The organism is Stenotrophomonas sp. 22692 (assembly GCF_052045015.1).
Classification (GTDB): Bacteria; Pseudomonadota; Gammaproteobacteria; order Xanthomonadales; family Xanthomonadaceae; genus Stenotrophomonas; species Stenotrophomonas geniculata.
This window is the reverse complement of record NZ_JBQEMR010000003.1, coordinates 150803-173225: the sequence shown is the minus strand read 5'-3', so window position 1 is coordinate 173225 and position 22423 is coordinate 150803. Positions and strand designations below refer to the sequence as shown.

At 64.8% G+C, this 22423-nt stretch carries 31 protein-coding genes; all 31 read right to left on the bottom strand.

Features of this window, described 5'->3' with window-relative positions:
* Positions 1-3: 3 nt before the first annotated feature.
* The 31 genes from ACTJJM_RS05475 to ACTJJM_RS05325 all read right to left on the bottom strand — a co-directional run bounded on the left by ACTJJM_RS05475 (position 4) and on the right by ACTJJM_RS05325 (position 22399).
* On the bottom strand, positions 4-3066 hold the full coding sequence (locus ACTJJM_RS05475; protein WP_440865255.1) for a host specificity factor TipJ family phage tail protein: 3063 nt from the start codon (positions 3064-3066) through the stop codon (positions 4-6).
* Positions 3063-3440: a hypothetical protein gene (locus ACTJJM_RS05470; protein WP_440865254.1), complete on the bottom strand. Its 378-nt coding sequence runs from the start codon at positions 3438-3440 to the stop codon at positions 3063-3065. Before ACTJJM_RS05470 ends, ACTJJM_RS05475 begins: the two co-directional genes overlap by 4 nt.
* Positions 3437-3919, bottom strand: coding sequence for a DUF1833 family protein (locus ACTJJM_RS05465; protein ID WP_329810718.1), 483 nt, complete (start codon positions 3917-3919; stop codon positions 3437-3439). The genes ACTJJM_RS05470 and ACTJJM_RS05465 overlap by 4 nt, the downstream gene beginning before the upstream one ends.
* Positions 3916-4374, bottom strand: coding sequence for a hypothetical protein (locus ACTJJM_RS05460; protein ID WP_227852785.1), 459 nt, complete (start codon positions 4372-4374; stop codon positions 3916-3918). The genes ACTJJM_RS05465 and ACTJJM_RS05460 overlap by 4 nt, the downstream gene beginning before the upstream one ends.
* A complete protein-coding gene (locus ACTJJM_RS05455; RefSeq protein ID WP_440865253.1) occupies positions 4374-6899 on the bottom strand; it encodes a phage tail length tape measure family protein in 2526 nt (841 codons plus the stop codon). The genes ACTJJM_RS05460 and ACTJJM_RS05455 overlap by 1 nt, the downstream gene beginning before the upstream one ends.
* 62 nt (positions 6900-6961) lie before the next feature.
* The gene (locus tag ACTJJM_RS05450) at positions 6962-7171 is read right to left on the bottom strand and encodes a phage tail assembly protein T (protein ID WP_440865316.1); all 210 of its coding nucleotides are present in this window, start codon (positions 7169-7171) and stop codon (positions 6962-6964) included.
* A gap of 83 nt (positions 7172-7254) precedes the next feature.
* Positions 7255-7644: a phage tail assembly chaperone family protein, TAC gene (locus ACTJJM_RS05445; protein ID WP_440865252.1), complete on the bottom strand. Its 390-nt coding sequence runs from the start codon at positions 7642-7644 to the stop codon at positions 7255-7257.
* Positions 7641-8360, bottom strand: a complete 720-nt coding sequence (locus ACTJJM_RS05440; RefSeq protein ID WP_440865251.1) for a phage tail tube protein — start codon at positions 8358-8360, stop codon at positions 7641-7643. Before ACTJJM_RS05440 ends, ACTJJM_RS05445 begins: the two co-directional genes overlap by 4 nt.
* 62 nt (positions 8361-8422) lie before the next feature.
* Positions 8423-8788: a tail completion protein gp17 gene (gp17, locus tag ACTJJM_RS05435; RefSeq protein WP_440865250.1), complete on the bottom strand. Its 366-nt coding sequence runs from the start codon at positions 8786-8788 to the stop codon at positions 8423-8425.
* On the bottom strand, positions 8785-9267 hold the full coding sequence (locus ACTJJM_RS05430; RefSeq protein WP_440865249.1) for an HK97-gp10 family putative phage morphogenesis protein: 483 nt from the start codon (positions 9265-9267) through the stop codon (positions 8785-8787). Before ACTJJM_RS05430 ends, gp17 begins: the two co-directional genes overlap by 4 nt.
* A complete protein-coding gene (locus ACTJJM_RS05425) occupies positions 9260-9595 on the bottom strand; it encodes a phage head closure protein (protein WP_329894349.1) in 336 nt (111 codons plus the stop codon). Before ACTJJM_RS05425 ends, ACTJJM_RS05430 begins: the two co-directional genes overlap by 8 nt.
* The gene (locus ACTJJM_RS05420; RefSeq protein ID WP_440865248.1) at positions 9592-9798 is read right to left on the bottom strand and encodes a hypothetical protein; all 207 of its coding nucleotides are present in this window, start codon (positions 9796-9798) and stop codon (positions 9592-9594) included. Before ACTJJM_RS05420 ends, ACTJJM_RS05425 begins: the two co-directional genes overlap by 4 nt.
* Before the next feature lie 60 nt (positions 9799-9858).
* The gene (locus ACTJJM_RS05415; protein WP_440865247.1) at positions 9859-10254 is read right to left on the bottom strand and encodes a hypothetical protein; all 396 of its coding nucleotides are present in this window, start codon (positions 10252-10254) and stop codon (positions 9859-9861) included.
* Positions 10247-11122: a hypothetical protein gene (locus tag ACTJJM_RS05410; protein WP_440865246.1), complete on the bottom strand. Its 876-nt coding sequence runs from the start codon at positions 11120-11122 to the stop codon at positions 10247-10249. Before ACTJJM_RS05410 ends, ACTJJM_RS05415 begins: the two co-directional genes overlap by 8 nt.
* The gene (locus tag ACTJJM_RS05405) at positions 11115-12551 is read right to left on the bottom strand and encodes a phage portal protein (RefSeq protein WP_440865245.1); all 1437 of its coding nucleotides are present in this window, start codon (positions 12549-12551) and stop codon (positions 11115-11117) included. The genes ACTJJM_RS05410 and ACTJJM_RS05405 overlap by 8 nt, the downstream gene beginning before the upstream one ends.
* A complete protein-coding gene (locus ACTJJM_RS05400; protein WP_440865244.1) occupies positions 12548-12775 on the bottom strand; it encodes a hypothetical protein in 228 nt (75 codons plus the stop codon). Before ACTJJM_RS05400 ends, ACTJJM_RS05405 begins: the two co-directional genes overlap by 4 nt.
* A gap of 56 nt (positions 12776-12831) precedes the next feature.
* Positions 12832-14247: a phage major capsid protein gene (locus ACTJJM_RS05395; RefSeq protein ID WP_440865243.1), complete on the bottom strand. Its 1416-nt coding sequence runs from the start codon at positions 14245-14247 to the stop codon at positions 12832-12834.
* Between the two features lie 111 nt (positions 14248-14358).
* Positions 14359-14931 (bottom strand): HK97 family phage prohead protease, encoded by a 573-nt coding sequence (locus ACTJJM_RS05390; protein ID WP_099559411.1) that lies wholly within the window; start codon positions 14929-14931, stop codon positions 14359-14361.
* A gap of 3 nt (positions 14932-14934) precedes the next feature.
* Positions 14935-16611: a terminase large subunit gene (locus ACTJJM_RS05385; protein WP_440865242.1), complete on the bottom strand. Its 1677-nt coding sequence runs from the start codon at positions 16609-16611 to the stop codon at positions 14935-14937.
* A 70-nt stretch (positions 16612-16681) separates the two neighbouring features.
* On the bottom strand, positions 16682-17098 hold the full coding sequence (locus ACTJJM_RS05380) for a hypothetical protein (protein ID WP_440865241.1): 417 nt from the start codon (positions 17096-17098) through the stop codon (positions 16682-16684).
* A gap of 110 nt (positions 17099-17208) precedes the next feature.
* On the bottom strand, positions 17209-17547 hold the full coding sequence (locus ACTJJM_RS05375) for an HNH endonuclease (protein WP_440865240.1): 339 nt from the start codon (positions 17545-17547) through the stop codon (positions 17209-17211).
* A gap of 29 nt (positions 17548-17576) precedes the next feature.
* Positions 17577-17858 (bottom strand): hypothetical protein, encoded by a 282-nt coding sequence (locus ACTJJM_RS05370; RefSeq protein ID WP_440865239.1) that lies wholly within the window; start codon positions 17856-17858, stop codon positions 17577-17579.
* 1 nt (position 17859) lies between these two features.
* Positions 17860-18342 carry a hypothetical protein gene (locus ACTJJM_RS05365; RefSeq protein ID WP_440865238.1) on the bottom strand — a complete coding sequence of 161 codons (483 nt, stop codon included), beginning with the start codon at positions 18340-18342 and terminating at the stop codon, positions 17860-17862.
* Positions 18339-18794, bottom strand: a complete 456-nt coding sequence (locus tag ACTJJM_RS05360) for a hypothetical protein (RefSeq protein ID WP_440865237.1) — start codon at positions 18792-18794, stop codon at positions 18339-18341. The genes ACTJJM_RS05365 and ACTJJM_RS05360 overlap by 4 nt, the downstream gene beginning before the upstream one ends.
* On the bottom strand, positions 18791-19456 hold the full coding sequence (locus ACTJJM_RS05355) for a glycoside hydrolase family 19 protein (protein WP_440865236.1): 666 nt from the start codon (positions 19454-19456) through the stop codon (positions 18791-18793). The genes ACTJJM_RS05360 and ACTJJM_RS05355 overlap by 4 nt, the downstream gene beginning before the upstream one ends.
* Before the next feature lie 104 nt (positions 19457-19560).
* A complete protein-coding gene (locus tag ACTJJM_RS05350) occupies positions 19561-20247 on the bottom strand; it encodes a S1 family peptidase (RefSeq protein ID WP_440865235.1) in 687 nt (228 codons plus the stop codon).
* Between the two features lie 9 nt (positions 20248-20256).
* Positions 20257-20961: a hypothetical protein gene (locus tag ACTJJM_RS05345; protein WP_440865234.1), complete on the bottom strand. Its 705-nt coding sequence runs from the start codon at positions 20959-20961 to the stop codon at positions 20257-20259.
* On the bottom strand, positions 20958-21371 hold the full coding sequence (locus ACTJJM_RS05340; RefSeq protein ID WP_100438661.1) for a hypothetical protein: 414 nt from the start codon (positions 21369-21371) through the stop codon (positions 20958-20960). The genes ACTJJM_RS05345 and ACTJJM_RS05340 overlap by 4 nt, the downstream gene beginning before the upstream one ends.
* Positions 21361-21594 carry a hypothetical protein gene (locus ACTJJM_RS05335; RefSeq protein WP_440865233.1) on the bottom strand — a complete coding sequence of 78 codons (234 nt, stop codon included), beginning with the start codon at positions 21592-21594 and terminating at the stop codon, positions 21361-21363. Before ACTJJM_RS05335 ends, ACTJJM_RS05340 begins: the two co-directional genes overlap by 11 nt.
* Positions 21591-22163, bottom strand: a complete 573-nt coding sequence (locus ACTJJM_RS05330; RefSeq protein ID WP_440865232.1) for a hypothetical protein — start codon at positions 22161-22163, stop codon at positions 21591-21593. Before ACTJJM_RS05330 ends, ACTJJM_RS05335 begins: the two co-directional genes overlap by 4 nt.
* Positions 22163-22399: a hypothetical protein gene (locus ACTJJM_RS05325; protein WP_440865231.1), complete on the bottom strand. Its 237-nt coding sequence runs from the start codon at positions 22397-22399 to the stop codon at positions 22163-22165. Before ACTJJM_RS05325 ends, ACTJJM_RS05330 begins: the two co-directional genes overlap by 1 nt.
* Positions 22400-22423 lie beyond the last annotated feature (24 nt).

Genomic DNA, 22423 nt, shown 5'->3' with positions numbered 1-22423 from the left:
TCGCTACGGCGCGTTGGCGTCGTCGTATTGGTAGAAGGCGGGGTCGTACTGCAGGGCGGTCAGCTCAACTGAGCCGTCTTCACCTGGCGTGAGGTCGGTCAGCACGGCGTCATAGCCAGCGCGCGTGCTGTCGCAGAAGATCAGCTCGGGCGGGTCAATCGTCGGGTCGTCCAAGATCCAGGTGTTGAACGCGTGCTCGCCCGGTAACGCCGAGGCGGCGATGGTCAACCGCTGGTCGTCGACCCGGGTGGGCACCATCACGTTCGATAGGGTCCCGTCCTGGAAACGGACCAGACACCGCGGCGCCGGCAGGCTCCAGTCCAGGTACTCACCCACCTCGATCAGCAGCCGAGTACCGTCCAACCTGGCCGACTCAATCATGGTGCTGGTGGTGCTCGACCCCGGAATGTCATCGAACAGCTTCACCCGGTCGCCGTACTGGTAGACCAGGCCCATCATCTCGGTCTTGGTCTTGTAGGTCAGGCGCTGGCCTTGGTGCTTCATCAGGCGGCGCATGCCGATCCGGTATGCGCGATCGCGCGTCCCTACACCCTGAAGCTCGTAGGACTCGACCTTCCATGGCTCGGTGACGCCAGGCAGCCGGCACTCCACCGTCTCCGCCGCCCAGCTCACCTCGTCGATGTAGGTCACGTCCACGCCGTCATAGTCGTCCGGGCCCGGCGAAATGAACGACGTGCTGAGCGGCTCAAGCTGGCGTTGCGGCGAGATCCCGCCTCGCCACCCCTTCACCCCTTCGCGGCCGGCCGAACACATCGAATCGATCAGCAGGAAGTAGCCCATGCCAGCCTGCGCCGCCATCTGCAGCATGTCCAGTGCGCTGGTTCCGGACTTCTCCGCGCTGAAGTCGAAGAACTCCCCTCGCGGCGTCCAGTAGGTGTCCTCCAGATGCTGCAGCGTGTCCGTATCGATTTGGTCCGCCGGCAGACCAAGGGAGCGCATGACGTGGATCATGGCGCCGCTGATGCTGCGTGCAGTGCCCTGGTCATAGAGCCGTGTAGCTTCCACGTTGAACCGGCGGTCGGTCTGCGCCGCCAACTTCGTCCCGGTGGTCACCGTCAGGCCGATGGTCGTCAGGTCGTCGTAGCGTGTCGGCCGCTGCGATAGGCGCGCGCGCAGGCCCTGCCAGTAGCACGCATCCCGTGCCGAGTTGCCTCCGCGCTCGGTCACCCGCCTGACCCGCACCTCGACCTGCCCAGGGGCGCCGAGGGTGATGCGCTCAGTGAAGCCCACCGCATCCTCGGAGTATCCGGTGTACGTGTGGGTCCGAACCGTCCAGGGCGCGCCCGAGCCATACACCCGATACCCAACGCGGATGCTGACCGTGAACGTGCGCTTGTTGCCCTTGCTGGTGTACCAGATCAGGCCGCTGGGGAAGTTGAAGTCGTATTCAAACGCATCGGTGGTTTCGCCGTTCGGGCACACCAGGAATGGTCCCAGCCACTCCTCGCCCTCCTGGAACCCGGTGGCGCTGTAGTCAGTGGCCGTCCGGTTGGTCCAGCCCGGCCAGCTCGTGTCGACCACGCCAGCCTCTGTAAGCCGCTCCACGGCCAAGGTAAGCCCGGACACGGCCGCAATTCGATAGTCACTTTGGCCACGCGACATTGCCAGCGACACCACACCAGGCGGCAGGCCTCCGAAAGCAGTGCCGGTCGGACCGTCATAGGCCAGCGTTATACGAGGCTGCGTTGCCGGCGTTCCACCGGTCGTGGCAACACCTGCTGTAGACGTTGGGCTGCTGCCGAAGACAGAAGCCGGCAGTCCGCTGTAGGTGATGCTCCCGCCAGCAAACGGGCTGGCCGCCTCAGCAATCGTCACCACACCGCCGGACTGGGTCGCCACCAAGCCACTGTCCACCAACTGGTCGTTGATGGCAGTCAGCAGCACGCCCAAGGTGATGTAGTTGGCCACCAGCGCCACGCTGTAGGTGGTTCCCCGCCAGCTGATCCCGAAGGTGACCGGAGAACCGCTGAAGTCGAAGTTGCTCGCAGCGGCCGATCCCGTCACACGGGCAGCGCTGCCACCAACACCGGGCACTGCGGGCGAGCCAGGAACGTAGCTGGCCACGAACAACGCGTAATCGGCTCCGTTGTAGGTCAGCAGAACCGGCATGCCCACGTAGGGTGCCAATTCCGCCACAGCACTGCCGGCGATGATCGAGTAAAGGCCGCTGGTGGTCGCTGTGAAGGACGCCGCAACCTTGAGCGTGAGCACGGCGCCGACAACCCAGCTGCTGGGCACGGAGCTGGTCGGCCGCTCGTTACCGTTCGCGTCTGTGACTGTCGCGTTGTTCAGGGTGATCACATTCCCCGATACCGTCACCGAGTCTGCGTTGATCCCCGTTGACACGTCTGCCGTGTCACTCAGATCAAGGCCGGCGGTGCCGGAGGCGGTAGCCCCCACCTCGGTAGAATTCACCCAGTTCTCGGAGCGCACGTCGCCGCTCACATCTGCACCCGGTGGGTAGATGGTCATCTGCACGTCACTGCCGAACGAGCTGATGGGCGTGTTGCCCAGCCGGGCCGAACCCACGGGGATGATGTGTCGGCCCTTCCCCACGCACACGAACATATGGGTTCGATAGGACTTCTCCCCCACGAAGCGAGACACCGGCTGCACCAGGTAGTCGGCCCAAACGCGGCACCGCCCCAGAACCTCGCGCACGGGGCTACCCAAGCGCGCCGTGTTCGCCCGCGCCGTGTCGAGACTGAGGCTGTCGCCCTGCCCGTTCCGACTGCCAGGCAGGTTGTTGGCCATGTAGATGGCGTACGCGGCCACCACCGCGACCACAACCCAATAGATCACCGCGGCAATGCCCTCGTAATGAGGGACCGGGTAGATGCGCACGTCGCTGCCGTCATCGATCCAGGTGGTTGCCCACGCACCTGGCGCAACCGGCGCGCCGTTCAACTCCAGCTCAATCGGCTGCTCACCCTCTCCGGTGTAGCCACGCACGTTCGCCCGCAGCCAGCCATCCACCGTCATCCGGCCATGCTGGTGGGTTTCCAGCGCTTCACCGGGCATGCGGGAAGGAAACACCCGGATCACGCGTAATACTCCACGCGGTTGAAGCGGCGCTCGAAGCGCGCCACAGGCAGAACCGTCACGTTGCGGCCGTCGTTACATTCCAACGTGCACATTCGTCCGTCTACCTCCACCAGCACGGCAACGTGAGTCACCATGCTGCCCTCGTAGCAGAACGCCACGGCACCCTCTACCAGGTCGCTGCCGGCGTGCTGCAGAACCGCCTGCTGTGCCAGCTCGGGCAGATCGTCACGGGTAGCCCCAGGATGCTCATCCCACGCCGGCAGCCCAAGATCCCGCCGCACCTCATTGACCACGCCATAGCAGTCCAGTTCGGGGAACATGCGGCCGCCACTGACCCAGACAACGTCCAGGTACTTTTCAAGGTCAATCGTCATGAGATGTAGCGCAGTCCGGGGTGTTTGGAGAGGTTGAAGCGATCGCGCGGCCAGGCCGTGTCGAGGATGTTCATGAAGCCGGCCGTGATCTGGACCTCTGTGGCCGACCACTGGCCGCCCTTGATGACCATCGAGAGCGGACGCTTGATGGGTGCCAGCAGATCACTGCTCAGGTAGACCCGCAGGGTTACCGTCATCTCCTGCCGCGCAGCGAGCGCGGCACGGATCTTGGTGCTCACCACGCCATCAATGTTGGTCAGCGCGAAGCGCAGATCCTGTACGCCGTCGGCATTGCGCGCCGGCTTGGCCACGTCCATGCCGCAGGCCTTGAAGGTCACCGTCTGGCCCGTCTCCAGAACCGCAGTCAGGTCCTCCCAACCCTTGGTCAGGTAGTGGGTTTCACCACCGACGGTGATGGCCAACGTCTCGTGCTCAATCTCGCTACCACCGGAGGCATACAGCCGCTCAAGGATGCTCATGGCTGGGGCCACTCCCTGTTTGCGGCAAGGTCCACCACATTGGCCTGCAGGAAGCCTTCCGGGTACTCAGACCAACCATCAGCCAGCAGCGGCCGGAGATACAGTTCCAGCTGCGCGGTGAACATCCACAGATTGCTGTTGGTCAACGTCGGACCGTCGTAAATGTCGGTGAACCGCGCCTTGTAGTAGTCCATGCCCAGCGGGCTGCGAAGGCGGCAGGCAAACCAGGACACGCCATCGAATAGCTGCTCTTGGAACCACTTCTCGAACAGAGCAGCCTGCTGATCATTCAGCAGCCATCGCACCTCGGTCTGGCTCGGGGTCGCGGTGTAGGCCCGCCGCGGCAGGGATCGTCCGCTTACGAAGGTGGACCGTGTCTGCGGTGATACGTGGCGCAGCCCATAGCCCTCGCGCAGCGGTTCGGGCAACCACTTCGGCTGCATGATCAGCGCCATTACCCGACCTTCCTTCTGACATTCCAGTTCGATCGCATCGCGCGTGATTGCGGGCCAGTGCCGGACGTGGTGTCCGCCACACGGTCCTGCCGCGCCAGGGTCACCGCACGCGTGACGGTCTGCTCCAGCATCAGCCGTTCCCGCTCGCTGATGGTTCCGTTGACGTTGAAATTGAACTCGTTGGTGTCCCCCCGGCCACCGCCGGCGGAATCGCGTGCCACGCGGTCGAGGGTTGCGTCCAGCTTGGCGCTGGTGGCCGCGGTGGTGACCCTCTCGCCCTTCTGCAGGAGCCAGGTGCCGGTCTCGGGAACGCTGTCGATACCGTCGTGGGCCATGCCAACCGCCGACACCTCACCTACCAGGTTGGCAACTGCTGCAGCTGCGGCGGCCATCGCCGCCAAGTTGGCAGGAAACGGCAGTCCGCTCGAAAGCGCCGAGCTGACCGCGTCCTTGGCTGCCAGCGCGGCCTTTGCGACCGAGAACGCCTTGCTGATTGCGAATGCGGCCCGGTAGATCCCGGACTGCTCGCCGAAGCCCGCACGCATGACGCCCGCAACACCGGCCAGTCCCTGCTCTGCGGCAGTCAGGCCAACCTGCCACCTAGCCTTGTCCAGCTCGTCAAGCCGGGACTGATGGGTAGCCGCCAGCACCGCCTCCTGGGCATCCCAATCCTCATTCAGGTCGGCGCGGGCTTTTCTGTACTCTTCCAACGCCTGAAGCTGCGTCGCGTACTTCTTGTTCTCTTCCTCGACCGCCTTGTTGATCTTGGAAAACTCACCGCTGGCGCCGCCGTACAGTGCATCCGGCCCTCGGTACTCGCTGCCGCCAGCGCCGCCAACCTGCTCAATTACCTTTCCAGCAACCTTGGCAAATTCAGGGTCGTTCGCGGCACCAGCCGCTGCTGCCGCCTGCAAGGTTTTCAGCCGCTCTCGGGCCAGATCCAAGCCGAGAGAATCTTTCTTGTTCAGCTCGTCCTTCAACTTGACGAAAGCCTCGGTGGCCTTGGCCGCTTCCTCGTTCGCGGTCTTCTGCTCCTGCAGAACGTCCAGCCTCCGAGCATCGATGCGCAGGGACTCCTGCTTCGAGGCATTAAGCCCCTTCAGCGCGCCATGCTCCAGATCGAAGTTGAGTCGCTGCAGCTCAGTGGCCTTGCCAGATCGGTCCGCGCTGGTGTCAAACAGCTCGATCTGTCGCTTCAGCTGCAGCGAAGCAGCCTCATAGGCGTGCTCCAACTGCCGCTGCCCTGCCAGCCGCTTCTTGGCATTTTCAGCATCAGCTGCGGCGGCTGCAGCAGAAGCTGCAGCAGCCCGGGCAGCCGGATCACCTGTTACACCGGAAGGAGGCAGGCTGGCCTCAATCAGCCTGACTGTAGGTGTGGGCCGCGGCTGCATGGCCGCCCAGCCGCGGTCGGCGAATTGCGTCCCGTTCTGATAATCCTTGAGGAACTGGCTCCAGCCGCCACCCTGCGAGCCAAACAGCCCGCTGTACTGGCCGGTCGCCAGCTTCATCACCGCGTTGCCCTGCTTTTCGATTGCAACCAGACCGCCACGAACACGGTCCAGGCCTTCAATCGCCCCGCTAAAGATGCCACCGAGGTCACTAATCTGCCGGAAGCTCTCCGCGATCGACTCGGTGAGATTGCGAACCTCGGCGCCGTCTTTCAGATACGTGGCGAAATCGGTGAGGATCGATCCGAGGCCTGCAATCATCGCGTCGAAGCCCTCCCTGACCAGAGGGTCGTTGAGGGTATCGATGAACGAATTGATGGCAGCAGTGGCTCCGGCCAAGCTTCCATCGCGACCGGTGGTCAGATCGTCAATGGTGTGCCGCAGGGCCGTCAGCGAACCGCCGAAGGTGTCACGCGCCGCCTGCGCTGCGCCTGCGTACGACTCTTCGAGGATCTCCAGGATCATCACCTGGGCCTCGCCTTCCTTGCCGGCCTTCACCAGTTCGTCGATCGTGCCGCGCACTTCCTTGGTGAACGCTGCCCCGAAGCCCTGCTGCGCTAGCGCGGCGGCGGCCTTGCTGGGCGATTCCAGGGCCCGGCCAATGGTCTCGGCAGATTGACTGACGCTGATCCCGAGGCGCGCCGATTGGTCGATGACAGCCTGCATGGCGCGGGGGATGTTGGAAGCCAGGATGCCCGAGTAGGACAGCAGGCGTGTCTGTGCCTCGACGATCTCCCCACCACTGAAGGTGGACTTGCTGGCCAGCGTATCGGCCATGTCCAGCAGCTGCTGCCGGGTGTACCCGGCGGCACCGCCCGTTGACCGGATGATTGCATCGAGCTGAGCAACCTCTCGCTCGGCACTCATGGTGTTGCGAGCGATCAACAGGCCCACCGTCGAAAGCCCGGCAAGAGCAGCGGTCATGCCAGCGGCGAGCGCCAGACCGGCCAGCTTCGCCTCGGCCTCGACCTTCTTGCGCCACTTCTCCGCCCGGCGCTCAGATTTGTCCAGGCCGGATGCGAAGCCGCCGACCTCGGCGATTACGTCGATGGTCAGCGTACCAAGGTTCCTGGACATAGCTCTCTCTGCTGCAAGGGCTGACCGGTGGCCGGCCAGGTGATGCGCGCCCTACGCGCCAGCTACCACTGCTTCATCGCCTCCTCGAGGCTGATGGGCTCGGCGTCCGCGTAGGGAATGAAGTCGGCAGGCTTGAACGGGGTCGAGCCAGGCTTCTTGTTGGCGTTGACGAACAAAGCGGCCAGCATCCCTGCAGCTGCATCCATCCGCCCACCCAAGTTCAGGCTGCCGCGCTTGGCGCGGTACACGCTCCAGAGCTGGAACTCCCGGATGGAGAGGCGTTCCTTCGCCTCCCCGATGCTGCGGCCGCCAATCCCGTTCAGGACCAGCTCGCACCACAGCTCATCCTCCGGGGTCAGCTCGTAGCTTTTCCCAGGTTGTTCACCTCGCCGATGGCCATCAGCAGTGCCACCGACAGGTTGCCGTCCAGGGCGCCGCGCTCCGGATCGGCCTCGCCGGTGATATCGGCAACGGTGAACACTGCCTTGCCATCCTGGTCGCAGATGCTGGCCGCGATGCGGCCGGCCACGCCGTCGTGCTTGTTCGTGGCCGACAGCACATCCGACACCGCCGCCTGGAAGCCCAGCGGCCGCACATAGACAGTGGCGGTCAGCTCTTCGTCGCCCTGCTTCCAGCGGATCTCCTTCTCCACTGGCCGGCCAGTGAACGCTCCAGCCTGCAGCAGGCCAGCCACGCTCAGGCTCACCGCACGCGCGGTGGCGGACTTCTTCGGGGCCCGGCTCACGGCGTCTCAGCCTTGCGCAGCCAGACGCCCGACCCGCTGCGCTGCATGGTCGCGGCAGTGGTCACCACTGCATTACCCTGGAAGTCGAACGGGAAGTCGCTCACGTAGGCCTGGAAGGTGTACCAGGTGCGGGTATTCGGCAGGACCAGCTCGTCTACCGTGGAGCGCTCGGCCGTGGCCGACGCGCCGGTGCCAGCGCCGCCGGTGAAAGCGACAGTCGGCGTACCGGTGTAGCCGGTGCCAGGATTGGTGATGTTGACGCCGATCACCGAGCCAGAGTCGACGATGGCCGTGGCCGTTGCACCACTGCCACCGCCGCCGGTGATGGCCACGGTCGGCGCACTGGTGTAGCCGGTGCCGCCGTTGGTCACTTCGATGTTCGAGATGCTGCCGACCTGCTGCACAGTGGGTTCGATGTCCACGCCGTCGGACCAGCCGATGGCCCACTGGATCGGGTCGCCGCCGTCCACCTGCTCGGCCAGCTGCCAGAACAGGTAGTGGCTCTCGTTCTTGGGGTCGGCGTTGATGGTCACCGACGCCTGGCCGGGCGTGCGCAGGCCCTTCTTGTAGGTGCGCGTGTTGGTCTCGGACAGGCAGGTGTCGTCGATCTGGTCCGCCGGCGCGGTGCCGGGGTTGAAGGCGGTGATGCACTCGATCTCGCGGACAACGCCGTTGATCAGGCCGTACAGCTGGGTTCCTTGGGTCAGGATGCTCATCGTTTCTCCTGCGGGCAATAAAAACCCCGCAGTGCGGGGCGTGGGTGGGGATGTAGCGGGCGTTACCGAGGGACCAGCCAGTCCACATCGAATGACAGCCGCAACAACTTCGTTTCGGGATCAAGCATCTGGCCGCCCCAGCGGGTGATGTACCCGCGGGGCTCGAAAGCATCACGCAGGGCCTTCGCGCCCTGGATCAGCGATGCCTCGTCCTTCGCATAGACGTCGATCTGCGTGGTCAGCGCGTCTACGTCCGGCCGCTGGGCCAGGAAGTTTTCAGGGCTTCCGCTTACCGTCTGCCAGACCGCATAGGGCAGCGCAGGCGGCTTCTCGATCAGTCCGAACGGATATACACGGGTCGGCGCGTCGCCAAAGGCCAGCAGCACCTCCGGTGATGCGATGCAAAGCGGGAAGATGGGCGGGATCATGCCGCCCCCTGCCTCGCCAGCACGCGGTCGAGCGCCTGGTTGAAGCTTCGCGCGAACACGTCGACGGCCTTCTGGCCGGCTTGGTCCGGCACCGGCCGGAAGATCGGCTGCGCAGCCATCTTCGAAGTGCCGAATTCCAGCAGGCGCCAGTACCAAGTGATGCCGCCGGGGTTGCTGGTCCCCTGCTGAGCGGCGCGGCCGGCCTGGGCACCGCCCAGAACGCCAACACGGAACGCAAGCACGCCATCCTGCTTGAACGCGCGGCCATTCCAGCGCACCGCGACGTTCTTCCAGATGGCGGTCTCGGTTTCGTGGTCGTCCACCCGGCGGGCGTTGCTCTGCGCCTGGTCGCGCAGCACGTTGGCTGCACGACGCAGGGCGGCGCGTCCTCCTTTGTAGTTCACCTCCCGCTTCACCTGCGCCATCTTGTTGCGGATGCCGTCCAGGCCGCTCACATCGAATCGGATGCCATCAGCCATCATTGACGCCCTCGCTACACGGAAGCGTGAGGTATTCCAGGCCGCTCACCGGGTCGGGCAGCACACCATGGATGTTCAGGATCTTGCCGCGGAATAGCACCCGGCACTTGTCGGTCACGTCGTCGCGGTGACGGATGGTCACCCGCAACGTGACCTCGCTGTCCACCGCCTTGGCTGCCACGAATTCGCGGGCCGACAGCGGCGCCACTTCGGCCCACACATCGGCCAGCGGCTCCCAGCTGACGGTCTGCGCGCCGGTCGCAGGCGACTGCCCGTAGACCTGACGCTGCAGCTGCACCCGATGGCGCAGACGGCCGGCGGCGATCATCGCGGCTTCCCGCTCAGGTAGTTGCCGGAGTCGGCCGCCTCCGCCTCGCCGCCTTCGCTGTCGCAGAGGTAGTCCACCAGCCGGTTAACTGCCTTGGCGTTCTCCTGGTCGGCCGTGGTCTTTTCCCGCAGCGCCGCCACCAGCTGGTGCGCCGCCTCGGTCTGGGCTCGCAGGGCAGCCAGCAATTCGCTTTGCTCGTTCATTCGCTTCTCGCATCCATTTCATGAGCCAGGCGCGCCGGCGCGCGCAGCCTGAGCAGGCCACTACGCCACCGTGGAACGCCGTAGCGGCGCCAGCAGGGCCGTTGCAGCGCGAGAAAGGACGTAGCCATGACCGGCATCGGCGGGCACGGTGTTATCGCCCTCGCCCTCCCGGAACCTGTAGTGGCTTGCCAGCTCTACCAGCGTGGCCAGGACCACCTGCGAAGCGAGCACCGGTTCCCCTTCATCGTCCAGAACCGGTAGGGGAATCCCGTCAGCGCCGATGATCGGCGCGCCGGCGGCATCCCGCTGAAGCTCGTAGCGGCGCCAGGGTGACTTCAACCAGCTATCCACCGCCGCACTGGCGGCCGGTATGGCAAATGCCAGCCAGAGGTCATCGGCGCCGGGATCAAGCCGGAGCTGCTCCTGGGCTTGTGCCTTGCTCACGAACTCAACCATCGCCGTCTCCCAGGCTCACAGGCCCAGCTGGAACCCGCACGCTCCGGCCGTCCTTGCCGTCGCGCCCCTTCCGGGCGGCCAGGATCCAGTCGTCGGTGTTCTCCAGGCATGGCCGGGAAGCGTTCGCGCGCTTTGCGATCCAGAGTGCGCCATCATGGGTCACCGACTCGCCCGCCTTCATGCCAAGCCCGTCCCGGTGGAAGCCTCGGTGCACCAAGTACGGCAAAACCAGCTCGGTCCTCCGTTCGCCTGAGCCGAGGGTGATGACGAACCCGCGCTCGCTGTCGTACTCACCGGAAGCAGTTTCGAAGCTGACGCCATGCTTGCCGTCCTCTCCATCCCGACCAACCACTACACCCAGACGAATCGCTTCGCCCTTCGTGGTAGTGATGACGAGCTCGCCGGCACGGTCGATCATGGCGCCAGCCAAACCGACACCGTCTGCACCAGCTTTCGGCGGATTCTCGGCCAGATACTTGGCGACTGCCGCAGACAGCTGCTGTTCCGTGACCGGCTCCGCGTCTTGGCCATCCTTCGGCACCGGCAGCGCCTCGACAGCAGCCTTCACCGTCGCCTGAATCACCGCGGGGTCTGCGTCGCGTCCATGCTGCACCGGATTGGCTTCGAAGTGCTTAGAGACAGCATCGGCCGCAGCAAGGTCGACAAGCGTTAGCAGCCGCGGCGATTCCAGCAGCTTCGCCACCACCAGGCCGGCCACCGCATCAAGGTCCACCGGCTCCGCATCCTGACCGGGCTCGCCCTTCTCCGGTCCACGCTCGCGCAGTTCCTGAAGCTCCAGCTTCACCGGTGCGATCGCCTCGCGGATCAAGCTGCCGATCTCCTTGCCGAAGTCGATGGGATCAGTCATTGCGGAATACCTCAGCTCGAGCGGCGTGGAGAGCCTTCATCATGAAATTTTCCTGCTGCAGCGCGCGGAGTTCGTCGCTGTCGTCAGGCAGCGTATCGTCGTCGTTCGTTTGGGGTGGCTCGCTCTTGGCCGGCTCCGCGGTGATCTTGTTCTGGCGAACCTGGTCCAGCGGGAAGTCCTGCTGCTGCATGTAGACGGTGTCCCCACCCTCCAGCGGCGGAAGGTTGAACGCGAGTCGGGCCTCGTTCGGAGTCTCGATGCCGCCACCGGTCAGCTTGGTGTGCACTTCCGCCTGCTTGCCCGCGTCCATCCGCAGCAGCGGCTCCAGATCGAGTTCCACACCCATCGGTCGGGAGATGCCAAGGCCCTCGTCCACAAGCTCTTCGATCCCCTCGATGTGCGCCTGCAGCGCATCCGAGTGGTACAGCTGGTTAATGTCGTCGACCTTCATACCCGCGGGGATCGACCCGATGCCGATCTTGAAGGGCGGGATGCCAAACGGCTGACAGATCTGCTCGTCCGAGTAGCGCATCTGTTCGACCAACTGGTTGTCGGCCGACTTGAACGCAAACGGCGTGAACTTCATGTCCGCACCGACTACCGCTACCTTGCCTGCGTTGGCCCCCTGGAAGTTACTGTTCCAGTATTCCTTCACAGCCTGCGCGTCGTCTTCGGACATGCCGGCCGGAGCTGTAAGGATGCCGCCAGGGTTTGCACCGTTGGAGAAGAAAGTGGTCGAGTCCTTAAGAATCTTCAGGTTCTTCACGGCCGGCCAGTGGGCCGCGCACAGCGGCGGCACGCCGATCAGCTGGTGATGGAAGCAGTTCATCCGGTCGTGGATGATCTCGCTGGCAGGCACGATCAACTGGCTTCCCGGGTAGGCATCCGGTAGCAGATTGGAACCTGTGCTGTAGTTAAGCCGGTAGAAGACCTCGCCGCTGTCGGAAACCATGGGCTGCACGCTGCAGGGATCGAGCACCCATAGCCTGTTGACCACACGGCGCTCGTCTCGGCCTTTCAGGACGTACGTGTTGCCCTGAATGAGCTTGGACAGCATCCAAGCCGCCCTGAACTGCTGCGCCGTCTGGTAGCTGTTGGGCTTGCGCAGCACCGGCCAGTAAGCGGTGTTGCTCTTCTCCAGACGCCAGATGCCGTTCTCGTCCTCCGTCTTCAGGACAAAAGGCAGTTTGCCGATGTCGGAGGCGATGCGGCTGAGACAGGCATATAACGTCGGATAGGTCAGGACCGTAGTCGCGCGCTCTTCCATGTTGCGCTGCCAGGCACCCGTGAAGGGTTCTTGCACCGTCAAGGTATGCCAGCTCTCTCGCCCCGGCGCAGCAACTACCGGCGACAGCGATTTGAGGTAGTCGACGCCATGCCGGCGCACGCCAGCGGCGACGGCCAACTCCCGGGGCGAGAAACCAGTCATTCGGATACACCCTTGTTCGGCTGTGCGGCCTTGTCTGCGGTCTTCTTGGCCTTCTTCTTCGCCTTTCCAGACGCAAGCACCTTCGCGCCCGGATTCGGCGAGACGGGCGATTGCGCCACCATGTCACGCCGGAGGTAACCGCCGCGCTGCTCCAGCGCCTCAGCAACACGATGATGCACGCTGATCACTCGGCCGCCGCGTCCGACGATATCGACCTTGCTCATGGGAACCTCGCATTTCGGGGGATCTGACGGGGCCCGAAGGCCCCGCCACGTGTCGGTTACGAGCCGGACGCAACCGAACCGCTGCCCCAGTTCACGCGGGCCCAGGCGACGGCCTGCGCGCGGCGACGCTGCCAGTTGATGAAGCGCTCGACCAGGAAGGCCACGCTGTTGGTCTGCCACAGCGAGACAACCTGCTGCGCGGTCGGCGTGGTGCTGCTCATCGTCGGGGCGTCGTCCATCACCAGCGATGCCTGGTCCGACATCGAAACCTGCAGGCCACCTTCGTCGCCGAGGAAGATCTCGTCGCCCTTGATCAGCGCGATCACGGCACCGTTCTCATCGTCCGGCACATACGCCGACACGAACGCAGGCAGGCCCAAGAAGGTGCCGCCGGTGAAGTTGATGCCCGGGAACTCGGAAGCGCCCAGCGGGTTGACCATCAGCGACAGAGCGATCGCGGTGCGCTCCGACATCGCCCAGAACGATCCCGCCAGCGACAGGTTCGAACCTGCGATGGCATTCATGAGCGCCGCGGCGCCAGCGCGGATCGAGTCCGGATCGCTGCCGGCCGGCACCGTGGTGGCCGGCACGCCATTGAGGATCGAGGCGGGTGCCTCGTCTGCGACGGCCGCTGCATCCGGATCGATGAACTGCGTGTCGATGGTCTGGTTGACCGCCCGGCCCAGCTCGTCCCGCAGCAGCGCATCGGCCGCAGGCGTGGCGCGCATCATGGTTTCCTTGGTCGCGGCAGCGATCGCGGCCACCTTCAGCGGCGTCAGCTTAGCGCGGGTGTACGACCACTTGGTCAGCGGCTTTGCAGCGCCTTCCTTGACCCACTTGGCCGTTCCAGCCGATCCCTGCACCAGCACCGGGGTATCGAACGGCAGGTTGCGCAGGCGTTCCGAGACCTGGCCAAGAAGCGAGCGCGGGCGCAACCACTCGACGAAGTCGGCGAAGGCTACTCCACCATCGGTGATCAGGTTTCCGGCCCAGGTCGCGTTGCCGGTACTGGCAGCCTGCACCGCGGCCTTCTCCTGGATGATGCCGTGCAGGCGCTCATCATTCGGGTAGATGGCGCGAGCCACGTCCAGCGGGTTCTGGTGGTGGACATGCGACACGGCCAGGCAGCGGGCCATACGGGCGAAGCCGATGCCTGCATCGGTCTTGTCGACCGTCTTCAGCTGCGCCGGTTCCAGCGTGCGGCCTTCGGCGCCGACGGTGGCCGAACCCTGCGCCTTGACGATGGTCGAAACGGTGGTGGCCGACTTTGCCTGGATCGCCTGCAGGTGCTCGTAGCGCTCGATATCGCCATCCAGCGAGGTGATCTGGCTCTTCAGCGAGTCGAACTCCTCCTGCTCGCCGGTGTTCAGCGAGCGCTGCTCGTCAGCCGGCTTCTTCATGACGGAGGAGAGCTGCTTTTCCAGCTCAGCACGGGTGGCGCGGAGCTTTTCCAGCTGTTCTGCGATGTTCATTGTCGGGATCTCTTTCGTGTGCGCAGCCGTTCGGCCCGGTTTCCACGCCGGGCAGTGCCTGCAGATGATGGGAAGCGGGTTCCACCCCGCAGGGCCGTCAGGCCCGGTGCTTCAGTGCAGCAACTTCACCGCGCCGTCGGCCGGTCGTTCGACCTTTGCCGCCTGGCGCTGGATGAGTGGGACGCCGTAGTTCGCCGAGCGGCGGCCGCCGGCGGTGTCCATAGCCTTGATCGTCTGGATGGTCGCCGCGGCGTTGGCCGGAATGGTGACCAAGGAAAGCTCATAGATCTCGGTCTCGGTGAACCGGATACCGCCGCCTTCCATGTAGCTGTACTCCAGCGCTCGGAAGCCGATCGACACGCCGCGCACCAGCTTCTCCTTCACCGATTGCCAGGCCAGATCACACAGATCCTTCAGCGCGCCGGGTGTGGCGATCTTCGCCACGCTCGCCGTGAACGGGATGCCCTTGGAGGTCGGCTTGCCGAACTTCACGATGCCCACCGGACTGTCGTGGCGATGCTGCCACAGCAGCGGCAGTTCGGCCGCGAACTTTGCGCCCAGCGGCTCGACCACATCGCCGTAGCGGTCAGGCTCGGGTGTTGTCGCCCAGCCGGTGATCACCTGCTCGTCGTCGTCGTAGTTCTTGACCTCCAGCAGGCTGTAGGCGCGGTTCTCGTTCTTCATGGGCTATCCCAGGGTCATGAGGACAAGCTTCTTGTCACTCTTTTCTTCAGCAACGGGGATGCTGATACCAACAGCCATCAGCAGCGCAGTCATGTCGTCGATCTTCTCGCTTGATCGCTTCTTGTCGGGCGCCATGTTCAGGTTCTGGTCTCGCCGGGCCACCAGGTTTGAAGCGCACCAGGTCAGCACCGGATCGCCGTCATGGACGAAGCGCTTGCCTACGTAGGCGCGCTCCAGATCCTGCATAGCAGGGTGATACGACTTCGGTCCTTGGATGAACTGCACCATCGGCACGCCAGCGGCAAGAAGTCGGCCCACAACCTCGGTGGCATTCCAGCTATCGAACGCGATGGACTGAACATTGAACCGAGAGACGACGTCCAGGATCGACCTCTCGATATGGGCGTAGTCGGTGACCTCGCCCTCGGTGGTTTCGAGGTGCCCAGACGCGACCCAGCCCGCATACGGCACCGTGCCGCGCTCCGTACGCTGCTTTACTGCCTCTTCTGGAACCCAGCGGCGGCCCCAGGTGATGATCTTCCCGTCCACTCGCCAGACAAGCCGGAACGATGTCAGGTCGCTGGTACTGGCCAGATCCAGTCCACCCCAGCAGGGAACGTCCTTCAGCGCCTCCAGGTCGATCACTCCGGAGCAGGCAGCCCACTTTCGTAGTGCAACCCAGCCGTTTGCCGCCGAGGCCGGCCGGTTCAGCCGCTTGATCTGGAACTCAGCCAGCTTGGACGGCATGGCCTTGGCCTCGACCGCCTCCTTTCGGATAGCTCCCAGGAGATGCGGGTTTACCTCCATCAGAGGGTTGGCTTTTCGCCAACTCGACTCGTCAAAGTCCTCGTCGTCTTCGTCGACCGCGTAGAACACTGCCAGGTAGTGGTCGGCCGTGTTCTTGAACACGCCGGCCAGCAACTGCTTCACGAACTGCCGGATCTCAGCCCAGGGGCCGGGGTTGGTATATCCCTCGGTCGTGGTGAACAGCCAGAGCGGGTTGCGTCGGGCACCTGCAGCAGACTGCAAGACGTTCAGCAGGTCAGGGGTCTTGTGCGCGTGGATCTCATCAAGCCCCACGTGGGACGGGTTCAAGCCGTCCTGAGTGCTTGCCTTCGCGTGGATGGGCTTGAAGCTGGCGCCGATCTCCATGCGGCTGATCGACTTGGCCCAGGTCTCAAGCCCATACGCCTCCCGAAGGTCCGGCGTCTTCTCCACCATCCGCTTTGCGACGTTGAAGATGATCGAAGCCTGCGGGAAGGTGGTAGCCGCTGAAATGACCTGGGCGCCTTCCTCGTTCTCGCAGCATTGGCAATACAAAAGGATCGCCGAAGCCAACGTCGACTTGGCGTTCTTGCGTGCGACCGCAAACAGCGCCGATGTGAAACGGCGGGTGCCATCGAGCTTCCGAAATCCGAACAGCTGGACCACGAAGAAGACGTGGGACCGGTGCAGGCGGATCTCGGGAGTCTGCCAAGAGCCTTCAACGTGCGGCAGCAGCTCAATGAAACCGCAGGCGTGGGCTGCATGCGCGGGTGAAAACGTGAACGCTGCCCCTCTCTTCTTCGCGCGAGCTAGGTCGTCCAGGAAGCGTCTGGCCGCTTGGCGGATCAGCAACCCGAATGCCTTGCCCTTCCGATCCTCCACTGCTTCCTGCGCGTAGTCGATGGCCACCGCCACGTAGTCGGCGGGATCCGGGCGGGGTCGACGCCGCGGGCGATCCGCGGTCGTCGGCTTCGCAGGCTTCTTTTTACTTGGCGAGCGCCGGGAGGGCGCCGAACTTGTTGCCGGGCTTTTTCTCGGCGCCACCAGAACTCACCTTGCGTCTGCTCGCCGGCGTCATACCGAACTCGGACATCAGCGCTTTCAGCGCGGTCTGTTCAGCGGCTGTGATATCCACCCCTGCCATCTGCTTTGCCACCTGGACCTGCCAGGCGTAGCAGAGCTGCTGCAGTGCATACAGGTCCACCGTCTGGAGAACCTTGGCTGCCACCAGCTGGGGACCCAGGTCATTCCACATTGCAGCCCCGTTGACGTTCAGGTGCTGAGGTGGGTCGGGGAACACGTCGATCAGGTCGAACTCGGGAGCGTCCGGCGCCTCACGGTCCGGCCGGGTAGTTCCGGCAATCACCTTGAGGGCCGGAGCGGTCGGCTTCCGTCCTCTCATTTTTCAAATCTCAATTTTGACGGTGCGATAAAACGTCTGGGCGCACGGTCAGGGAGGTGAACCGCCCCAACTTTTGACCCTCCCCCCGCCCTATCTGCAGTTGCTGCGATTCATTCGCGTCCACGCGCGCATTTCGGGGTTGCCCTGACACCTCGATGCCAGTTCCCGAACCCGCCGTCCTCGGTCGCGGTCTTCCGGTCGTGGCAGGGCTTGCAGAGGGGCTGCCAGTTGTCGGTGTCCCAGAACAGCGCCTGGCTTCCCTTGTGCGGGGTGATGTGGTCGACCACCGTCGCGACCGTGACGTGGCCAGTCCGCTGGCACTCTGCGCAGAGCGGATTCCTCAGCAGGAAGGTCGCGCGGGCGCGCTGCCATCTGCTGCCATACCCGCGCTCAGCCGTGGTCTGCCTCACTGCTGCGGCCGGCACGTGCACGACCGCCTGCCTCGGCATGGCGTTGTGCTTCGGTGCCCGCCGCGGCATCAGCTGCCGTCCGAAGGGATGGGCTTCCCCTGCACCTGCTCGATAGCATCGAACTGCGCCTCGTACAGATCGAGGCAGCGCTTGCGGCCGTTGCTCACCTCGAACACAGCAGACGGCTTGCCGGCACGCGCCCAGGTGCAGCGCTTCGTCAGCGACGCATCGATGGGGACGAACGTGGCAACAGGCACACGGATGACAGCGGGTGCTGGCGGGTTGGGCTTGGGCGCCGACGACTGGCAGGATGCGAGGCAGAAGGCCGTAACCAGGACGATCAGTCGCACGTCAGTACCCCTTCAAGGCTGGGCAGGCAGAGTCGAGTAGCTCCAGGGCGGCCTGGCATGTATCAGGCCGCTGCTCGTAGCGGCCGCGCCAGGTGGCTGCGTCCTTCTCGGATGATTCGATGCGGCGGGCCAGCGCCTGCAGAGCGGCCGCGCTTTCAGCCTTCAACGCGTCCAGCTTCACGGCCTCGGCGCGGAGAGCGGCAGCGACCTCGGCCAGTCGCTGGTCGCGGCTGTCCACATCGGCCTGCAGGCGCTCGGCATCTGCCTTCCAGTCAGCCTTGACCTTGACTACCTGCGCGCTGAGATCGCGGATTCGCTGCTCCTTCTCATAGGCCGAGAGACCAGAGACCAGGCAGCCGAAGGCCAGCACCGCGCAGACGAGCTTGATCTTGCTGCCCGGCTTTCGCAGCCACTGGAACGCATCAGCTGCACCGCCGATGACCAGCTCCCACACCGAACGGAGAAACCTCAGCAGCACGCTCATGGCTTGTCGCCTCCGATTGCGCCAGTGGCCTTCTCGACCAGACGCACGTAGCCGGGCAGCAGCCGGCGGATCAGGACACCGGACAGGCCAGCCAGGGGCAGCTGCGGTGCGCCAGCGAGGGTCGGCCAGATCGAGGCGGCCACAGCGATGACCCAAGCCGCGACGATGGCGTACGCCAGGACCGCCACTGCCAAGGCCGCCCAGCGGGCGGCGGTCTGCAGAAACCGATGGCCACGACGGCGGTTCGCATCCGCCGCTACCCGTTCCGCATCCTTTTCCGGCAGCAGAAGCACGCCGATCAGTGCGCCTGCCATGGCCACCAGAAGCACCGACTGGGGAACTCCCAGGATGATGCGCTCTGCTGCCCGCAATGCGTCGGCGGTAGCCGGCGCCACGACCGCCGCAGTGAACGTGCCGACGATGGTCTTGAGGGTGCTCACGGGCTCGGTCACGCGGCCAGCACCTTCAGCGCGCGCGCATATCGCGCCCTGCGATCAGCGGCACCGGTCTGGCCGCCATTCACTCGATCGGTGATCTCGTCGAATCGGCTGGCGTCAGCCAGCTTGTTCAGGGATCGGGCATCCCAGAAGGCACCGGCCGCCAGCGCGCCCCACTTGGGCTGCTCCAGCGCTTCGGGCGTGGCCTCGAAATCCGGTACGCCTTTGATGCCCTTGGCACGCAGAGCGTCCCGGATCGCCGCATAGTTGGCCCGGCCAGTGTTCTGGATCGGGCCACGGCCACGGAATCGGTAGCCATCGCCGCTTGCCTCGGAGCCGTTGCCCAGGCGGTTGGCGTAGGCATTGTTGCCGATCGCCACCGGCTTCCGCTCCAGCGCGCGCGCCAGGTCGTTCGGCTTCCTCGGCTTCACCTTGGGATCGACGGCGTAGCGGCTGGGCCAGGTGTCGGCCATGCCCTGCGCACCGTAGTTCAGGTTCTCGACGGTCCGGGTCAGGCTCGCCGACTCGTGCCCGACCTGCGCCAGGAACGCTGCCACCCGCTTCGGAGTGCTGATGCCGAACGCCGTGCAGGCTTCGGACAGGGGCTGCGCCCACTGGGCGGCGACGGCGGCACTGCAGCCAACCGCCTGCTGGATTGTCGAGGCGGTCAGGATCATGGTCGGTCCGGAAATGAAAAACCCCGGCTGGGTGGCCGGGGTCGGGTCGTGCGCGATGGTAGTGAATCTACAGCCAAAAGTGCGGGGGCATCAACCCCGCACCTCTACCTCTGAGGAACCAGAATCCCCACAGGGTTTTGATCAATGATCTCATCGACCCGCTTTATCTCCTCACAGATCATGAGCCCAGAGTTTGCTCGTACGTAAGCATCAATTCGATCCTGCCCAACATACACGTCCTCTGGCTGGATCCTGTACCCGCTGACCACGCCGCATATCTTCTGCTCTCCAGTGAAGTGGTCGTTGAACACTAAGGGGCCTCCGGAGAAGCCGGGATTGTTGTGTCCATCAACAAACTGGACGTTGTCCAGCCCAGGGGACGGCGGGCAAATCGCAGAGATAAATCCCCTCTTGAAGAAGGGCATCGGGCAATCTCGGTTCAGGTTCGCCGGCATCTCTGCCGCCCACCCGAAGGGGAATCCCAAGAAGAAGACTTCCTGCGGCAGGCCCAGATTCTGCAGCGTGGCAGGCACAGGATGCACTTCAACATGGAAGGCGCAAGTTAGAACCGAAACGTCTGCGGTTGGATGATGTCCGACCAAGGACAAAGGTATGCCTTTCCAGCCGTCGAGCTGACGAATCTCCAGCCTCTGCCCATCAACCCATCCTTCGAGAACGTGCTTCGCAGTCACCCAATACTGACGATCATCCTTCTCCATGAGGAAAATCGTTCCGGTTCCCTGGCCGACCCTGAGCTGGAAAACCCGCGTCCAAACGTTGTTGCTAATCACATCGTGTCCCTACGAGCATGGTTCCGCGGAGGATAGCGCCTTTCCCATCTGCCATGCCGCGTCCTGCTCAGCCTCTCCAAACTTGACCATAAGCCACTCATAGACCCCGCGCCACCTCTCTCGATAGGTCGACTCATCACGCCCCAGCGCGGCGGCTCGACGTCGATCGCTGACCGGGCCAATCCCTGACCCGCCGCACACCTTGCACGGCACCAGCAGCTCCCCGACCATCGCTTGGCCCCTGCCCTCGCAGGCCGCGCAGTGCGGCCGCTTGGCGATCTCGCTGATCACCGCCGCCGCCAGCGTCGGCAGCGACTCCAGGGTACTGATCGGCCAGCACTGAGCCTTCACCCGGCCCAGCCGCTGCTGGGCGGCGTCACGGTTCGCCCGCTGCTCCGCCGTCGCCGCACCGCCCCAGCCGATGCACACCTCGGCCAGGCCGAGGTCCGTCCGAGCCTCAGCCAACCGGCGCTGCTGCCGCTGCAGCTCAGGCGTCACCAGCGCAATCACCGCGTCGCGCAACTTGTGCCGGCGCAGCGCGGCGCCGTCCGGCCACCAGCACGCCTCCAGCAGCTCCCGGCCCAGCCCTGCCGGCACCATCCCCAGCGCCGCGGCAATGTCCTGGTTCGTCAGGTCGGGCTTCCCGCCTCCCCGGCCAATGTCGAACTTCACCGTGCTCGGCCCCAGCCGCGCCATCGTCTCTCGTGGATTCATGCCCGTTCCCCTGTCGTTGAGTGGCCGGCTGCCGCCGGCCCGCCCGTAATCCGCACCACCACCTGACCGCCCTTACGGCGCTCGTCGTGCACATATGGATGGATGACGAATCGCCTGTCGTCGATGCCCAGAACCTGGGCGATACCGTCGCGATACGGCTTGAACCTGCGAATCATGTTGTCGTCGTCTGGAAGCGCCTTCCCCGGCGCCTGGTAAAAGTCGAGCCAGAGATGCAGGCGGCCCGGCGGTAGCTTCGAACCCTTCCACCCCGCCTCGTAGGCACGCACAGCGGCAAGCTGCCGTCCCAGCGCCGTGGCCTCAGCCTTCCTCCGCCAGTGCACTCTGGCGTTCGGCGACAGATCCTTGCTCGGCCATGGCAGCACCAGCTCCAGCGCGCGGTCAGCCTGCATTGGCGGCCTCGTGCTGTTCGATCGCATCGCGGAAGGCGGCACGCCAGCGGAACGCAGTAGCTCGGCTGACCCCGAAGTCCGCCCGAAGCTGGGCAACCGACGGGATGCGGTCACCGTACATGCGGACCATCCGCAGCGCGGCCGTAAGCGTCAGGTTTTGCCGGCCCCACTCCGGCCAGCCGGGCTCGCGGTTGCGGTGGTGATCGGCCGGTTGCTGGCTCATGGTTTCACCTCGGCCCAAGCGGCCATGGATGACGCGTTTGAACGCGGCTCGACGACGGGCCGCATCAGCCGCTCGTGCAGCATCGAATGGAAATCGCTGGCGCCGACCCTGACCTTGATCCGCTGCATGGCCGACAGGAGCATCTGCGTCTCGCCTTGGGCATACCGCTCGGTGAACGCCCATGGATCTTCCAGACCGCCCCACGTCTTCGGGCGCTTGCCCGTTGCCACGGAAACCCGGCCGCCGTTGACCTCCAGCAGGCCCCAGCGCGCGGGCAGCTCGTCCACCTTGATCAGGCCCTTGGGTGCCATGAAGTAGCGGTAGAGGCCAAGCCCCTGCTCAGGGTTGGCGCGAAAACGCTTCTTCCGATCAGCCAGGAAGTCGGAGCGGCTGACCTTGCACTCGATAAGGGTCGTTCGGCCCGTGTGCCAGCCAATGGCGTCCGGGTTCTCGCCGTTGCCGGTGGCGGCACACAGCTCCTCCAACACCACCGAGCAACCGGCGGTGTTCCGCAGCCACCGGCCGGCGATCTTCACCAGGTCGGCATGGGTGAGGGCCTGCCCGTCCATTACGGCACCTCCGGGCCAGCCGGCTCGGCTGCAAAGTGGGTGATCTTGGGGTTGTCACCCCGCCAACTGCCGAACACCGGCCGATTGCTCACCGAGTCCCACAGCATCAGCCGCGTGCCGTCCTGCGGCGCAGCCGAGATTGGTAGCCATACGACCATTGAGGCAAGTGACGCACCAAACGCGGCAAGCGCGGCGGATGCGGGTACAACGGCCTGCATCATCTGCTCGAAGCTCAAGCGTGACGACTCAGTCATATCTCG

Bases quoted from the DNA above. Each gene is read 5' to 3' on its own strand.
- ACTJJM_RS05425 (WP_329894349.1), bottom strand. From the start codon at position 9,595: ATGATCGCCGCCGGCCGTCTGCGCCATCGGGTGCAGCTGCAGCGTCAG.
- ACTJJM_RS05410 (WP_440865246.1), bottom strand. From the start codon at position 11,122: ATGACTGATCCCATCGACTTCGGCAAGGAGATCGGCAGCTTGATCCGC.
- ACTJJM_RS05455 (WP_440865253.1), bottom strand. From the start codon at position 6,899: ATGTCCAGGAACCTTGGTACGCTGACCATCGACGTAATCGCCGAGGTC.
- ACTJJM_RS05335 (WP_440865233.1), bottom strand. From the start codon at position 21,594: ATGAGCCAGCAACCGGCCGATCACCACCGCAACCGCGAGCCCGGCTGG.
- ACTJJM_RS05340 (WP_100438661.1), bottom strand. From the start codon at position 21,371: ATGCAGGCTGACCGCGCGCTGGAGCTGGTGCTGCCATGGCCGAGCAAG.
- ACTJJM_RS05405 (WP_440865245.1), bottom strand. From the start codon at position 12,551: ATGACTGGTTTCTCGCCCCGGGAGTTGGCCGTCGCCGCTGGCGTGCGC.
- ACTJJM_RS05355 (WP_440865236.1), bottom strand. From the start codon at position 19,456: ATGATCCTGACCGCCTCGACAATCCAGCAGGCGGTTGGCTGCAGTGCC.
- ACTJJM_RS05365 (WP_440865238.1), bottom strand. From the start codon at position 18,342: ATGAGCGTGCTGCTGAGGTTTCTCCGTTCGGTGTGGGAGCTGGTCATC.
- ACTJJM_RS05440 (WP_440865251.1), bottom strand. From the start codon at position 8,360: ATGAGCATCCTGACCCAAGGAACCCAGCTGTACGGCCTGATCAACGGC.
- gp17 (WP_440865250.1), bottom strand. From the start codon at position 8,788: ATGATCCCGCCCATCTTCCCGCTTTGCATCGCATCACCGGAGGTGCTG.
- ACTJJM_RS05420 (WP_440865248.1), bottom strand. From the start codon at position 9,798: ATGAACGAGCAAAGCGAATTGCTGGCTGCCCTGCGAGCCCAGACCGAG.
- ACTJJM_RS05470 (WP_440865254.1), bottom strand. From the start codon at position 3,440: ATGACGATTGACCTTGAAAAGTACCTGGACGTTGTCTGGGTCAGTGGC.
- ACTJJM_RS05380 (WP_440865241.1), bottom strand. From the start codon at position 17,098: ATGAGAGGACGGAAGCCGACCGCTCCGGCCCTCAAGGTGATTGCCGGA.
- ACTJJM_RS05400 (WP_440865244.1), bottom strand. From the start codon at position 12,775: ATGAGCAAGGTCGATATCGTCGGACGCGGCGGCCGAGTGATCAGCGTG.
- ACTJJM_RS05375 (WP_440865240.1), bottom strand. From the start codon at position 17,547: ATGCCGAGGCAGGCGGTCGTGCACGTGCCGGCCGCAGCAGTGAGGCAG.
- ACTJJM_RS05390 (WP_099559411.1), bottom strand. From the start codon at position 14,931: ATGAAGAACGAGAACCGCGCCTACAGCCTGCTGGAGGTCAAGAACTAC.
- ACTJJM_RS05330 (WP_440865232.1), bottom strand. From the start codon at position 22,163: ATGGACGGGCAGGCCCTCACCCATGCCGACCTGGTGAAGATCGCCGGC.
- ACTJJM_RS05430 (WP_440865249.1), bottom strand. From the start codon at position 9,267: ATGGCTGATGGCATCCGATTCGATGTGAGCGGCCTGGACGGCATCCGC.
- ACTJJM_RS05415 (WP_440865247.1), bottom strand. From the start codon at position 10,254: ATGGTTGAGTTCGTGAGCAAGGCACAAGCCCAGGAGCAGCTCCGGCTT.
- ACTJJM_RS05460 (WP_227852785.1), bottom strand. From the start codon at position 4,374: ATGGCGCTGATCATGCAGCCGAAGTGGTTGCCCGAACCGCTGCGCGAG.
- ACTJJM_RS05465 (WP_329810718.1), bottom strand. From the start codon at position 3,919: ATGAGCATCCTTGAGCGGCTGTATGCCTCCGGTGGTAGCGAGATTGAG.
- ACTJJM_RS05345 (WP_440865234.1), bottom strand. From the start codon at position 20,961: ATGAATCCACGAGAGACGATGGCGCGGCTGGGGCCGAGCACGGTGAAG.
- ACTJJM_RS05395 (WP_440865243.1), bottom strand. From the start codon at position 14,247: ATGAACATCGCAGAACAGCTGGAAAAGCTCCGCGCCACCCGTGCTGAG.